The following is a 13,848-nucleotide window of genomic DNA, read 5'->3' as shown; positions in this document are numbered from 1 at the left end:
CAGGGATCGGGGCAAGATCAAGCGCGGGCCCCAAGTGCTTGAGGTAAAAGGGTGGGAGAAGATTGTCGCAGCGGATAAACTGATGGATGAAACAGGGGCAATCGCGATTCGCCGCGGTTGCAAACTGTGCCGTCGGGCAAACCGCAGGCTGAAAAAGCGGTGCGTCCAAGACGACAAGGGTAAGAGGCGAGGCAGAGAATGACCGAACTGGCAGAATATGAGCGCCGCATTTCCTATGCGCTCGAGCGGATCGGCCGCGGGGTAGAAGTGCTGTCGGATCAGCGCGCTGCCGCTTTGGCTGCGCCGCCGGTGGTGCAAGAACCACCCCCGCCGCCAGAACCCGTGGTGATCGAAGACACCACCCGGATCGAGGCTTTGGAGGCGGAATTGGCGGTGGAGCGCACGGCGCTGGCCGCCGAAAAGGCCGCGCTTGAGGCGGAACGCGCCGCCAATATTCAATTGACCGAGCGGGTCCGGGCAATCCGGGAAAAGCAAGAAACCACCTTGGCTGCGCTGGAGCGCCGCTTGGCGCAAGCCACCAAAGCGCTTGAGGCCGTGCAGGCCGAGGCGAACCGGCTCAAACGCGCCAATGCGGAACTGACCGATGTGAACCGTGCGATGGTGAATGCGGGCGGGCAGGTGAATGCCCAAACCGTCAACCGCGCGATGCAGGCCGAGCTTGAGGCGTTGCGCGCAGCGCGGGCGTGGGAAATGGCGGAACTCGCCGAGATTTTGGCCGGGCTGGAACCGATCGTCGCCGCCCATGCCAAGGCGCCTGCAGGAACCAAACAGCCGGAGGGTGCCGAACATGGCTGATTTGCGTGTAACCATCGGCGGTCGCGATTTTGACGTGTCTTGCCAAGAGGGCGAGGAGCACTTTCTGCAAGCCGCTGCCGCGATGCTGGATGCGGAGGCTTCTGTTCTGGCAGGCCAATTGGGGCGCATCCCCGAGGCGCGGATGCTGCTTATGGCTGGGCTGATGCTCGCCGATAAGGCCGCAGGCACCGAAGATACGATGCGCCAATTGCGCGAGCGGGTGGCGGAGCTTGAGGCGGCCCTAGCGGCGGCGAAAGCGAACCCGCAGCGCGTTGAAGTGCCGGTGATCCCGGCCACGGTGACCGATACTTTGGCCGAAATTGCCGCGCGGGCCGAGGCTTTGGCCGATAAGGTCGAAGAAACGGCGACCGAGGTTCCGGCAGAAGCCGAGGGCTAAGCCATTTGCATTTTGCCCCTTGTATCGGGGCGCGCTCAGGCCGCAGCCTCGCGTTGCGGCCTGTTGCGTTTCAGGCGGTGAGCCGCAAATCGACCAGCGCACCGGGCGCAAAAGCGGCTTTCATGGATTTGGTTTCGCTCAGTGGCCCGCCAAGCGTTGTCGCGTAATGCAGCGTGATTTCGTAATCGATATTCGCGCTGACAATTTGGCCTTCCTCGCGTGGGAACCGCAGCCGGATCAGGCCGAAGGCATTGCGGAACCGCTCGCCAAAGCTCCGCTCGCCTACGGTGCCCGCAATCGGAACCTGTTGCATGGTGGTGAGCTTGCGCAGCCCCACCTGAATATCGCCTACGGCCTCTTTGCGGTCGATTAAGATGGCGAGCCAAGCCTCGGTTTCGCTTTTCACCTTGGCGCGGGTTTCCTCGGCAATTGGGGTGCGTAGCCCCATGCGGTGGAAAATATCCGCAATCCCGCTGGAGCCGCCCGCAATGACCATCGCCGAAAGTATTTGCGAAAGACTGCTGGAGCGGAGCGTTTCTGAGCCAGGATAGGCAATTTCCAGCATCCGCGCGACGATGTCGTAATCAAAGCGCGTGACCACCAACCAACCCACGGCAAACATGATCGGCGTTTTGAGCGCGCGGCCATTGAACAAGATGCGATAGGCGCGCCAGCGGAACAGCGCCGCCATCGCGCTCTCGATCAAAATCACCAAGGCAAGGACACGGGCAAGTTCTGCGGCCAGCGCAGCGGTATCAAGCTCGGCTGCCGGAACCGGGCTTGCCGCAGGTGCGGGTGTTTCTGGTGCGGCGGTCTCTATCGCCACTGCCGGGGCGCTGGTCGGAGGTGTTGGGTCTGTCTGGGCCAGCGCCGGGGCGCAGAGCGCAAGGCTTGCCACAATCAGCAGGCTGCGAAGTTTGGCACGGTAACGCATGGGGTCCTCCATGGTCTGCGGGCGCGAAACGGATTGGCAGGCAATTCACATAGGTTCAGGGTGCCACAGTGCGGCGCCCTGTCAATGTTTTCTGGGGATTTGGGGCTTTGGGGGCCTCGAATAGGCTCAGACGCGCTCGTGCAGCGCTTTTGGCAGTGGTTGGCCTTGCGCTTCCAACTCGGCTTCCAAAACGGTGAGCCGGTTGCGGAACCGCGGCCCGCCCAGACGCGCCACCACATTGCGGCAGGCCAGCGCCTCAAGAAAGGTGCGGTGCATTTGCGCCAGCGTATTGGTCAGCCCACGCAAATAGCGCAGCGCATTGCGGCGCGCGCGGTAAAGCCGCCAGAACGTCGCCTCATCAAGGCTGCCCGCGCAGGCATGGGTTATAAGCGGTTCCAGCACGTCCATTTCATAAAGCGCGGTTTCGACCCGTGCGCCAAGCCCCCGGCAGGGCAAAAGCGTGATCTGCGGGCGCGCCATCAGCGCTGCATGCATCGCATCAAGCGATTGGCGCGGATCGAAGATCACATAGCCTTGCCCGGCGCCATCCAGCATGTCGGGCGCATAGCCATAGCGCGACACGAAATCGAGCCGACGCTTGCGGCTGAAACGGTCATCCCAGCCTGCCAGACGGGCATCAAGCGTGGCTTGCGGGGCCAGCGTCACCACTGTCGCACCCGGTGCCGCGACCGAATAGGCGGCGGCGGCGTAGCCACAGCTGCCCGCGCCGTAAAACACCACGCGGTCGAAATCTTCAAAGAAGGCTTCATCCACCAGCCGGTCGAAATAAGCGTAGACCGCCGGGTCGCGAAACCAGCTTTCTTCGGTGGCAATCAGCGTGAGGCTCGAATGATCCGCGGCCTCGGCCAAGGCAAAGCCCAGCGGCAATTGATCATCGGTGCGCGCACGGATCGTGGCACGAGTTTCAAAACTCACAAGCAGGACCGGGCCGCGATCCGCAAACAGCGCCGCATGCGATTGCCCGAGCGGCTCAAAATATCCTTCAAGCTCGCCCAGATCTTCGATCCGGTCCAGCCAGCCGCTGTCATCGAGATCCCGCATGGGTTTATGTTCCGTTTGTGCGCCGTCCAATTGGGCCTCCTGCTGCTGAAAGCGAGCCTTGGCCTCATAAGGTTAATCTAGCACTACGTGTTGGCGGCGGAAATGCGGGTTTTACAAGGAAATGCAGCGCATTGTCAGTGTTTTAGCATCGGTCGCGCCAAAGCGGAGCGATTGTTTCCGAATTGGCGCTTCCGCTGCGTCAGCTTTTCGGCGCAGAGTCGCTTTGCGCCTGTGCCGCCGCCAGCCCTAAGGCCCGCATGCGCGCCGCCAAAGGGGGGGGCAGGGGGCGTGAAGGCGGGGTCAGCATCAGCCGCCCGAAAAGCGCGCGATAGGGTTCTTCGGCCATCAATTCCATAAACCGCGCCTGCCGCCATGCCACGCCCGCGCGGTGCAAGCGGTCCAATTCGGCGTCGGTGCGCAGTTCGGCCAGCCTCTCGGTCACAGCGGGGGTATAGCGGGCGATGGAGCGGTCTTCCTCGGTGCAGAAATTGCGCTCCACCCAGTAGCTTATATCGAAGGTTGAGGCCTCGCGATTGGCCCGGCCTCGGTCGCATTTGAGCACGTAAGATTGCATCGCGCCCAAGGCGTAATGATTGAGTTGCACCAGCCCATAGGGGTTTTCGCCCAAGGGCGTGAACAGGCGCGATTTGCGGTAAAGCTCGGGCAATTCGCGGCCCGCGCCATCAAACCACCGCGCTTTGGGGAGTTTGCTCTCATCTGGCGCGCGCGGACGATGCACGCCCAGCTTGCGATAGGTGCCATCATTGCGAAACAGCGTTTTCATCAGCCCTGCGCGCCAAGGCCAAATCATGCCCGCAGGCGCGGCGCGGGGGAATTGTTCGGTCACCAAACGGTCCGCGTAATCCACGACGCCGCAATTGCCAAACATCCGCCAAGTCAGTGCAATCGCTGTCGCCTCGGGCAGGGCATTCAGAAGTGCCGAAAGCGTGCCATCGCCCACTTGGATATTGACGAATTCGTCAATGTCACAAAACAGCATCCAATCGGCCTGCGCTTTTAACGGGTGCTTGTCGGCCGCCTTAAGCGCGGCCCATTGCGGCCCCTCGGCCCAAGGGCCGGGGTTCGGCACATGGGTGATCAGGCCCAGCGCCTGCAACCGCTCCAACAACGCATCGGTGCCATCGGTGCAATCATTGGAAAAGATCAGAAAATCCGTAAACCCCACAGCGCGATGATGGGCCAGCCATTCGAGCAAAAAGGCTGCCTCGTTCTTCACCGTCAAAATGGCCAGCGCCCGCATTGGCGGCTTGGGGGTCAATGTTCTGCCTCCCCGCTATGTTCGACGGTGAAGAAGAAATTGGGCGGCAGATCGCGCAGATGCAGGTCTTCAGGCACGACACCCGGCCCCGCATTGAAGACCGCTGAGCCAAAATGATGCAGCAGGCGCGAGAGCTTTTCGAACCGCTCAGAACACAGCTCACCATAGAACCGCTCATAGTTCTCGGTCGCGCGCAGCTCGGTGATTTTGGCCCGGTGCGCGGCAACCGAATAGTCATGCGCGACCTTGATCTCTGGGTCTGCCATCAGCCGATCCCATTCCGCTTGCAGCTTCGGGAGCATCCGCTGGATCGAGTGGTCCTCGACCGTATTATGGTTCATCCGAAACCAGTAGTTCAGCCCTTGGTCGCGATCGACATGGTTCACCCGGCCCCGGTCGCGCTTGACCAAAAAGCTTTCGGCAGAGCGCACGGCGTAGTGGTTGAGTTGCACCCAATCATAGCCATAGGTTTCCAGCGTCGAGCGCCAGCCGTTGCGGAACATCTCTTTCGGCATCGGCTTGCCCGACCCGTTGAGCCATTTCACTTGGTCCCACAGATCCGGGATCAGCCCCTTGGGGCGGTGCACGCCGAGCTTTTTATAAATGTCGATATTGCGGAAAAGCGTTTTGAACCCCCAAGCCTGATGCGGCTTGCGGACAATTTCGGGCGCGCAACGGGTGAATTGCTCGAGCAGGAATTTGTCTTCATATTCATGCACATCGCCATTTCCAAACAGCCGCCACGTGAGCGAGATCATATTCGCCTCGCCCATCGCCTCGTAAAGAGCGCGCAAAGTGCCATCGCCGATTTTGATGTCGATGAACTCATCCACATCCATGCAAATCGACCAGCCCGCATTTTGAATGAGCGGTTCGCTTTCCGCCGCTTGCAGCGCGGCATGTTGCGGCTTGAGATCCATCGTGCGGAACGGGTTTTCGCGGTGTTGGCAAATGCCCTTGCGCTCCAGCATGTCGAGCATTGTATCGGTGCCGTCGCTGCAATCATTGGTGTAGATCAGAAAATCATCCACGCCGATGGCGCGGTGATAGGCGATCCATTCGAGGATAAACGGGCCCTCGTTTTTCATCGTTGTCACGATGCAAGTGCGCCCCGCATCCACCGCGGCTTTGGGCGCGGCTTTGGGGGCGGAGATCGGCGGGCGAATGGGCTTCGCGCCCCAGACTTGTGTCGCCAAGTCCAGAAGTTGCGGGTCTTCAATCAGCGAGGTTTTGGGCGCAAGTTCAGAGGCCGCACGCCCCGGCACGCGTAGACCCATGGCGCGCCAAAACGGATAGATCGTGTTCGGGTCGGGCTTGGCATAAGACACCCGCACCGCGCGCCATGTGGCCTCCAGCCCCGCCTTTTCCGGCGCCACGCCCCAACGCGCAATGCCGCGCCGCGCATCGAACTGGCGGCAGATATGGTCCGAGAATTTCTCAGGATGGCCGGTGCGCACGCGCCACGGATAGATGCGCCGCCCGACCAAAAGCACCACGCCAGAGCGCGCGGTGGTGCAGGCATCAAAGGCCGAGGGCTTGCCATTCGGGCGCGGCGCCAACAGGTCGGTCACATCAAGCGTCAGCACTGCACGGGCGCGTGCAAGATAGCGCCATTTGGCCGCCTCATAAACAAGACCTTGCCCCAAAGGCGCGCGCCAAGGGTCATGGGCGGGCAGGTCCATCCGGTCCTTGCCCGGCGCATCGGGCGCCAGAAACGGATGGCTTTCGGGGCCGGTGTCGGGTTTGCCAAGGGGCAGGGGGGCGGTTTGCACCACCACCACCATGTCAAGCTCGCGCGCCGCCAACCCTTTGCGGATTGCTTTGGCGAAAGCCTCCCCGCGGGGTGCCGCCGTGTCTGGGGGCGAGCGATCAATCACCAGTGCCGCCTGCGCGCCGTGGTAATCATGATGCCACGAGAGCCAATCCACCACCGTCTCGGCGCTTTCTTCTAGCCGTTGCGCCAAAAGGCAGTTGAGCCCGGCAAACAGGTCTTGGCTGGGGGCCGCCGGGTGAACGGGCACGATTTCCACCGGGCCCTCGGGCTCGGCACAAATCGCAACCTGCAGCGGGCCGTTTCCTTCGGCGCGGGCCACCACCATCAACCCGCCCGAAACCTCGCGCCGCTCCAAAACGGTGATACAGCCTGCAGGTTGTGTGGGCACATGACCCGCCCGCGAAGGGTTCGCAAAAAAGAGCCGCAGCGCACGCACCGGCCGCCCCTCATGCGTTTCCGGCCAAGCCACAGCCTCCAGCAAGCGCGGCGCTACGGATGCATCGCCCGCCATCTCCTGCGCCAAGATTTGCCCTTTTGGCTGTGCCATTCCTGCCCCCTTGTTTTGTTCTTCCTAGCATAGCCCCGCCACGAGGCAAATGTGCGCGGGCGATGAAAAGGCATTTGCGGGGCTTTCCGCTTTGTGAATAGATGCAGCAATTAGAGGGATTTGCGAAAACAGATGGGGTGAGGGCGCGCATGGCACATGAGTATCAGATCGCGGCTCTGTGGATTGGTGGGTCACTCAGCTATCTTGAGCAGTTGTGCCTGAAGTCTTTCATCGACGCGGGCCATCACGTGAAGCTCTACTCCTACGAGCCGATCGACAATGCCCCCGACGGGATCGAAATGGCGGATGCCAATGAGGTGCTTTCGCAAGACAATTTCTTGCGGCATGGGCGCACCAATAGCCCCGCGCTTCATTCGGACTTGTTCCGCTATCACCTGCTGGCAAAAAATGATCGCACGATCTGGGCCGATACCGACGCTTATTGCGTGAAACCCTTTGAAACCGAGACCGGGCATTTTTACGCTTGGGAAAGTGCCGAGGGGATCAATGGCGGTGTGCTGGGTTTGCCGCAAGACAGCGAGACCCTGCATCGGCTTTTGGAGTTCACCACTGACGAATATGCGATCCCAAGCTGGTATGGCGAACGCTATGAACGCGAGTTGGAAGAGAAGAAAGCCGCCGGAACTCCCGTCCACGCTGGCGATATGCCGTGGGGCGTTTGGGGGCCACATGCGATCACGCATTTCCTGAAAGAAACCGGGGAGGTGCGTCATGCGATGCCGATCTGGACGCTTTACCCGTTTGAATATTCGGACCGCGCTTTGATGCTGCGTCCGGGGTATGATTGGAAAACCCATATCAAGCCCGATACCTATTCGATCCACTTTTACGGGCGGAGGATGCGTTCGCGGTTGATCGAAAAGTTTGACGGTGTGGCGCGGCCCCGCTCGTTGATCGGGCAATTGATCAAGAAGCATGGCATCGACATGGCTGCCGCACCGCTGCGCCGTCCTGCTGCTAGCACGGAAGACTAACATGCGCGCTTCAGAGATTGCGAATGAGGCTGGGCTTTCTCGTGTCGAAAGCCTTGCGGATTTGGGCGGCGGTGCGCAGGCCGAGGTGATCGCCGCGCAGGCGCTTTGGGATTGTGACATTACCCTTATCGACATGGCCGAAAACGGCGATTGGCCCGCGCAGCCTTCGGCCTGGGTGGACGAGTATTTGGCGGCACTTGAGGCGGCTGAAATTCCAGCGGATCGGGTCCGTGTGGTGCATCGGGCGCGTGATCTGCGCCCGGTAGATTTGCTCTTGAACCTGAAGGGCTGGGGCGATTGCCACAAGGTCAAGCATCTTGCCCCGGTGTTGGAGCGTGCCCTGCATGCCGAAAGCCGGATGTTGATCGATATTCGCAAAGGCTCCGGCAGCTTTCCGTTTCTGAAGGAAAGCGGCGAAACCGAAATTTTGGCCGAACTGGGGGAGCGCGCGGGCAAAGCGGTGATGCGGGTGCGCTATACCCCAGAGCCACCCCCCCCCACGTCGGATTCCATGTGGGCCGAAATTGCGCAAGACCTTGCCGGAAGCGACGGTTTTTTCACCGCAAATGGCGCGCATAGCTTTCTCTATATCCCGCGCGGGCGCACGTTGGTGGTCACGTTCGACAACCTTGATATTGCGATGGTCCGGCGTGAAACCCGCCGCCCTTGGGGGTTTGAGTTCATCGAAAAGCAAGGCTGGTCGATGCTGGGCGTGATGGCGGGCGGCTGGACGTGGTATCGCGACCCGTGGGTGAGCGAGGAGTTCGATCGGCTCGCGGCGGAGGGGTTCTTCGCGCAATTTGACCATGTTGTCTTTTATGGCGCCTCGATGGGGGGCTATGCGGCAGCCGCTTTTTCTGCCGCCTGTCCGGGGGCGGATGTGGTGGCAATCTCGCCGCAATCAACTGTGGACCGCTCGGTCGTCCCGTTTGAAACCCGCTACAAAGTCGTTTGGGACGCAGATTTCTCGGGCAAATACGGCGATGCGGCGATCGTTTCGCAGGCGGCGCGGCGGGTGGTTATTTTCTATGATCCCTATGAGCCGCTTGATGCGGCCCATGCGGCGCGTTTCGAGGCCCCGAATGTCATGAAACTGCGCGCCCCCTTGATGGGGCACCGCTTGGGCTCGACCCTCAACCAGATGGGGATTTTAAGCCCGGTCATTCTGGGCGCTTTGGATGGGACATTGACCAAGGTCGATTTCTATCGGCGTTTGCGCGCGCGCCACGATTTCCCGCGCTATCAGCGGGAATTGTTCCAACGTGCGCTGAAACGCGGCCATGAGGATCTTGCGCGCCGCTTGGGAGAATGGGTGCTTGCGCGCGGCGACAATCGCCCGATCCGGTTGGCGATGATGCAGTTGCGGTCATGAGCGCGGTGAGTGCTCGTCAATTCGTCCATTTCCCAAAGCCGTGTTCCGCCCCGCCCTTGACCGGGGCGCTTCACTCGGTCAGATGAAGGCATGGTTCCGCTCGATAAACTTGCGCAGATCACGGCGCGCTTTGAATTTCTTGAGGCAAAACTCAATTCCGCGCTTGCCCCCGGCGAGATCGCGGCGCTGTCGCGTGAATATTCCGATTTGCGCCCCGTGGTAGAGGAGATTTCGGCCTATCGCACCGCGCTTGATGATCTGGCCGAGGCCGAAGGCTGGCTCGCCGATCCCGAGATGCGCGATTTGGCCGAGGAAGAACTGCCGCGCCTCAAAGCACGCATTCCCGAAATGGAACAGGCGCTGCGCATTGCGCTGCTGCCCAAAGATGCCGCCGATGCGCGGCCCGCGATCTTGGAAATTCGTCCCGGCACGGGCGGCGAGGAAGCCGCGCTTTTTGCCCATGACCTTTGGCGCATGTATGAACGCCATAGCGAAAAGATGGGTTGGCGGTTTGAGCGGCTGGAGTTCACGCCCACCGAACTTGGCGGGTTGAAAGAAGGCATGGCCCGGATTGAAGGCGAGGGCGTTTTTGCCCGGCTGAAATACGAATCCGGTGTGCACCGCGTGCAGCGTGTGCCGGAAACCGAAGCGGGCGGGCGCATTCACACCTCGGCGGCGACGGTCGCGGTGCTGCCGGAGGCGGAAGAGGTCGATATTGATATTCCCGCCACCGACATCCGCATTGATACGATGCGATCCTCTGGTGCGGGGGGGCAGCACGTCAACACCACGGACTCCGCGGTGCGCATCACGCATTTGCCAAGCGGCATCGTGGTGACCTCATCCGAGAAAAGCCAACACCAAAACCGCGCCATCGCCATGGCGGTGCTGCGCGCGCGGCTTTACGAGATGGAACGCGAACGCCTTGCCACGGAACGCGCCGATAGCCGCCGCGCGCAAGTGGGCTCGGGTGACCGCTCTGAACGCATCCGCACCTACAACTTCCCGCAAGGGCGGATGACGGACCACCGCATCAATCTTACCCTCTACGCATTGCCGCAGATTATGGCGGGCGATTTGGGCGAGGTGATCGACGCGCTCGTGGCGCATGACCAAGCTGAAAAACTCTCGGAGATGGACGGATGATGGTACAGATCGCGCTTATGCTGGGGACGCGCCAGCTGGAAGGCGCAGGGATCGAAGGCGCCTCCACCGATGCGCGCCGCCTTCTCGCGCATGCGATGTCCGTGCCTGCGGAGCGGCTTTATCTCTCTGTCCATCAAGAGTTGCCAGAAGAGACCCACAAAGACTATCTGAAATATCTCGCGATGCGCGAAGCGCGCCAGCCGGTGGCGCAAATCACCGGGCATCGCGCCTTTTGGAAGCATGAGTTTCGCGTCACCCGCGACACGCTCGATCCGCGCCCCGAAACCGAGCTTTTGGTGGAAGTCGCGCTGGAAGAGCCCTTTGCGCGCGTGCTTGACCTTGGCACGGGCACCGGCTGTGTTTTGCTAAGCCTGCTTGCGGATAGCCCCGAGGCCAAAGGCGTGGGCACCGATATTTCGGAAGCGGCGTTGACCGTGGCCAAAGAAAATGCGGCCCGGCTGAGCCTGATGGATCGCGCCGCCTTCGTGCATGGCGATTGGTTTCATGGGGTCGAGGGGCGGTTTGATCTGATCGTTTCGAACCCGCCCTATATCACCGAAGAGGAAATGACCCATCTTGCGCCCGAAGTGCGCGATTGGGAGCCGCATCAAGCGCTCACGCCCGGCGGCGACGGGCTGGGGGCTTACCGTGCCATTGCTTTTGGGGCCTTTGCCCGGCTCAACCCTGGCGGGCGGTTGGCGCTCGAAATTGGCCCAACCCAGGCGGCGGCGGTCAGTGCGATGCTGACCGCGCAGGGCTTTGAAGTGCGCGAAGTGCGCCCTGATCTGGGCTATCGGGACCGCGTCGTTTTGGCGCACCGCCCCTAAAATGCGCAGTTCCGCGCCGATCAAAACGCGTTTAGGGTCGGCCGGAACTCGCCTAAAAGTATAAATCAGCCGCCTTTTAACCGTTTTACGCAATTTCCGTCTTGCACGCTTTGTCGTGAAGTGTTTACTCAGCGCTGTGCCCGGGGCGCTTTCGCGCACCGCACGACTTCAGCTTACACCTCGGATCCGGTCAATGCAGCGCAGGCTGCGGCTTGCTCCGATGGCGGGCTCCCGTTCCAAGGTTCCCGGCCCAGACCACCGCCCTAAAGGGCCCAACAGACGCAGGCTCATGAGATCCTCCAAGTCCCGTTCGCGCAACAAGTCGAACCGTCAGCGCAGCATCGGCAATGTCATCAACCGTGTCTTCGACAGCTCCGGCCCCGAAGGCAAGGTGCGCGGCACGCCGCAGCAGATCATTGAGAAATATCTGGCGCTGGCCCGTGACGCGCAGTTGGGCAACGACCGCGTGGCCGAGCAAAACTTCTTGCAGCATGCCGAGCATTACACGCGCATGCTGGGTGAAGCGCAGCGCGAATTGGCCCGTGAACAGGAAGAGCGGCAGCGCAACTTCCAAAATAACAACGGTCAAAACGGTGGCCAGAATAACGGCCAAAACAATGGCCAGAACGGCAACCCGCGCAACCAAAACGAGGGTGGTCAAGGCGGCCAACAGGGCAACCGTGACCGTGGCGAGCGCGATCAAGTCGCCGCGCAAGGCACGGGCGAGCAGCCGCGTTATGACGGCGCTCCGGTGATGATGCCCGATTTCTTTGCCGCGCCGGAAAGCGTGACCGAAGAAGGCTCGGGTCTCGTGGAAACGCCCGAGGCGCGCCAATCGGCTGCGCCTGAAGCGCCGCGCTCCGCACCGCGCAACCGTCGTGTGGCCCCTGAGGCCGCCCCGGTTGAAACGGGTGCTGAGGCTCCTGCCGCGCCCGAAGCGCCGGCTGAAAGCGCCGAGGCAAGCGAAAATGAGACGGCTGAGGCCAAACCGGCCAAGACGTCGCGTCCGCGTGCACCGCGCAAACCGAAGTCCGAAGGCGCCGCGCCCAAGCCGCGTGCGCCGCGCGCGAAGAAAACCGCGCCCGACGCCCCGCCAGAGGCACCTGCGGCAGAATAAGCCAAGCTTTTCAGTAATAACCGCGCCGCGCCCGATTTGGGCGCGGTTTTCAGTTCAAAGCGCCACGCCCTCGGGCGGGTCGGGCGGCGCGGGCGCGGTGAAAGGGGCGGGGGCCATGCCCTCGGCCCGGCACAGCGCCGCCACCGAGTTGCGCCCCTCCCAGTCCCGCGCCATCGCCGCGAGGGCGGGGTAATCGGCGAGCGCAAACCAGCCCTCGGGACGCGCGTAAAGCACCGACCAGCGCAGAAACGCCGCCACATAGGCGCCCAGCACCGAGGGCGGGGCAAAAAGCGCCGGCCGCTCGGCGCAGGCGGCCTCGATCAGCCGCAGCGCGGCGGTAAAGCGCGTGCGGGTATGGGCAAGATGGGTCGCCCGGCCCGCCTCGTCGGCGTAAAGATGGGGGTAGAACAGCGCCCGCATTTCCGGATGGGCGGTGTTCGACAGGAAAAACAGCCATTGCAAGAACAGCCCGCGCGGCACCGCAGGCGCAAGCTGCGGCGCCTGTTCGCTGAGCCATAGCAAGATCGCCCCGGTCTCGGCCAGCGGCCCCTCGGGGGTGACGAGTACCGGGATCCGCCCGGCCGGGTTGAGCGCGCGGTAGGCGGCACTTTGCTGCGCATGGGTGGATCGGTCGACAAGCGCGGTGGTGTAGCCCAGCCCTGCCTCCTCGAGTGCAAGGCGCACGATCAGGCTGGCATTGTCGGGGGCGTAATGCAGCACCAGCATCAGCCGCGCGCCAAAAGCCGGGCGAGGGTGCAGAATTTTTCAAGGCTCACCCGTTCGGCGCGCTCGGTGGGGGCGATGCCTGCCTCTTCCAGCATTGCCTCAATACGCGGGTGCACGCCTTTGAGCGAGGCACGAAGCATCTTGCGACGTTGGTTGAAGCCCGCAGCGACCACACGCTCCAGCACTTTGGCATCGGCCTCAAACCGGGGCGCGGGCAGGGCTTTGAGATGCACCACCGCCGAATGGACCTTGGGCGCGGGTTGAAACGCCTCGGGTGGCAGATGCATGACGATTTTTGCATCGGTGCGCCACTGCGCCAAAATCGCCAGCCGCCCGTAATGATTGTCGCCCACCTTGGCGGTGATGCGCTGCGCGACTTCTTTTTGGAACATCAGCGTCAGGCTGTCCCATGCGGGGGGCCATGTGGGCGGCGTGAGCCAGCGCACCAAAAGCTCGGTCCCCACATTATAGGGAAGGTTCGCGGCAATCTTGTAAGGCGTGCGCAGATGGGCGGTCACATCCACCGCCAAGGCATCGCCTTGCAGCACCTCAAGCCGGTCGGGGTAATGCGCGGCAATCTCGGCCAGCGCGGGCAGGCAGCGGCTGTCTTTTTCCACCGCCAGCACCTTGCGCGCGCCCTCGGCCAAAAGGCCTCGCGTCAGCCCGCCGGGGCCGGGGCCAACCTCCAGCACATCGCAGCCCGACAGATCGCCCGCACAGCGCGCGATTTTCGCGGTGAGGTTGAGATCGAGCAAAAAGTTCTGGCCGAGCGATTTCTTCGCCACCAACTCATGCGTGGCAATCACCTCGCGCAGGGGCGGTAGCCCGTCAATCGCCGCCATCAGCCGGTTCCTTT

13 protein-coding genes are annotated in these 13,848 nt (G+C 62.2%); 7 read left to right on the top strand and 6 right to left on the bottom strand.

Translation table 11 applies throughout. The features are described 5' to 3' along the window. Window positions 1-198: 198 nt before the first annotated feature. Together CRO18_RS14085 and CRO18_RS14080 are read left to right on the top strand one after the other, a co-directional pair. Window positions 199-816, top strand: coding sequence for a hypothetical protein (locus tag CRO18_RS14085; protein WP_076484643.1), 618 nt, complete (start codon window positions 199-201; stop codon window positions 814-816). Continuing rightward, a complete protein-coding gene (locus CRO18_RS14080) occupies window positions 809-1,213 on the top strand; it encodes a cell division protein ZapA (RefSeq protein ID WP_076484644.1) in 405 nt (134 codons plus the stop codon). The genes CRO18_RS14085 and CRO18_RS14080 overlap by 8 nt, the downstream gene beginning before the upstream one ends. A 70-nt stretch (window positions 1,214-1,283) precedes the next feature. Here CRO18_RS14080 and CRO18_RS14075 read toward each other — a convergent pair whose 3' ends face one another. From CRO18_RS14075 to CRO18_RS14060, 4 genes are all read right to left on the bottom strand, one after another. Beyond that, window positions 1,284-2,147, bottom strand: a complete 864-nt coding sequence (locus tag CRO18_RS14075; RefSeq protein ID WP_097082609.1) for a hypothetical protein — start codon at window positions 2,145-2,147, stop codon at window positions 1,284-1,286. A 126-nt stretch (window positions 2,148-2,273) separates the two neighbouring features. Further along, the gene (locus tag CRO18_RS14070) at window positions 2,274-3,209 is read right to left on the bottom strand and encodes a hypothetical protein (RefSeq protein WP_076484800.1); all 936 of its coding nucleotides are present in this window, start codon (window positions 3,207-3,209) and stop codon (window positions 2,274-2,276) included. Between the two features lie 199 nt (window positions 3,210-3,408). Then, window positions 3,409-4,470: a glycosyltransferase family 2 protein gene (locus CRO18_RS14065; protein WP_097082608.1), complete on the bottom strand. Its 1,062-nt coding sequence runs from the start codon at window positions 4,468-4,470 to the stop codon at window positions 3,409-3,411. Between the two features lie 14 nt (window positions 4,471-4,484). Further along, window positions 4,485-6,809, bottom strand: coding sequence for a glycosyltransferase family 2 protein (locus CRO18_RS14060; RefSeq protein WP_097082607.1), 2,325 nt, complete (start codon window positions 6,807-6,809; stop codon window positions 4,485-4,487). Between the two features lie 149 nt (window positions 6,810-6,958). Here CRO18_RS14060 and CRO18_RS14055 point away from each other — a divergent pair, with 149 nt between their 5' ends. The 5 genes from CRO18_RS14055 (at window position 6,959) to CRO18_RS14035 (ending at window position 12,266) form a co-directional block, all read left to right on the top strand. Further along, a complete protein-coding gene (locus CRO18_RS14055; RefSeq protein WP_097082606.1) occupies window positions 6,959-7,804 on the top strand; it encodes a hypothetical protein in 846 nt (281 codons plus the stop codon). Between the two features lies 1 nt (window position 7,805). Further along, window positions 7,806-9,176 (top strand): hypothetical protein, encoded by a 1,371-nt coding sequence (locus CRO18_RS14050; RefSeq protein ID WP_097082605.1) that lies wholly within the window; start codon window positions 7,806-7,808, stop codon window positions 9,174-9,176. Between the two features lie 90 nt (window positions 9,177-9,266). Beyond that, window positions 9,267-10,322: a peptide chain release factor 1 gene (prfA, locus tag CRO18_RS14045; protein ID WP_097082604.1), complete on the top strand. Its 1,056-nt coding sequence runs from the start codon at window positions 9,267-9,269 to the stop codon at window positions 10,320-10,322. After that, window positions 10,319-11,149, top strand: a complete 831-nt coding sequence (prmC, locus tag CRO18_RS14040; protein ID WP_170952685.1) for a peptide chain release factor N(5)-glutamine methyltransferase — start codon at window positions 10,319-10,321, stop codon at window positions 11,147-11,149. The genes prfA and prmC overlap by 4 nt, the downstream gene beginning before the upstream one ends. 289 nt (window positions 11,150-11,438) lie before the next feature. Continuing rightward, window positions 11,439-12,266, top strand: coding sequence for a DUF4167 domain-containing protein (locus tag CRO18_RS14035; protein WP_097082603.1), 828 nt, complete (start codon window positions 11,439-11,441; stop codon window positions 12,264-12,266). A gap of 54 nt (window positions 12,267-12,320) precedes the next feature. Here CRO18_RS14035 and CRO18_RS14030 read toward each other — a convergent pair whose 3' ends face one another. Further along, window positions 12,321-12,992: a glutathione S-transferase family protein gene (locus tag CRO18_RS14030; RefSeq protein ID WP_097082602.1), complete on the bottom strand. Its 672-nt coding sequence runs from the start codon at window positions 12,990-12,992 to the stop codon at window positions 12,321-12,323. Next, window positions 12,992-13,834, bottom strand: coding sequence for a 16S rRNA (adenine(1518)-N(6)/adenine(1519)-N(6))-dimethyltransferase RsmA (gene rsmA / locus CRO18_RS14025; protein WP_076484653.1), 843 nt, complete (start codon window positions 13,832-13,834; stop codon window positions 12,992-12,994). The genes CRO18_RS14030 and rsmA overlap by 1 nt, the downstream gene beginning before the upstream one ends. Between the last annotated feature and the right edge of the window lie 14 nt (window positions 13,835-13,848).

It is taken from the genome of Rhodobacter sp. JA431 (assembly GCF_900217725.1).
Lineage (GTDB): Bacteria > Pseudomonadota > Alphaproteobacteria > Rhodobacterales > Rhodobacteraceae > Rhodobacter > Rhodobacter aestuarii.
The sequence above is the reverse complement of the archived record's forward strand: the minus strand, read 5'-3'. Positions and strand labels throughout refer to the sequence as shown.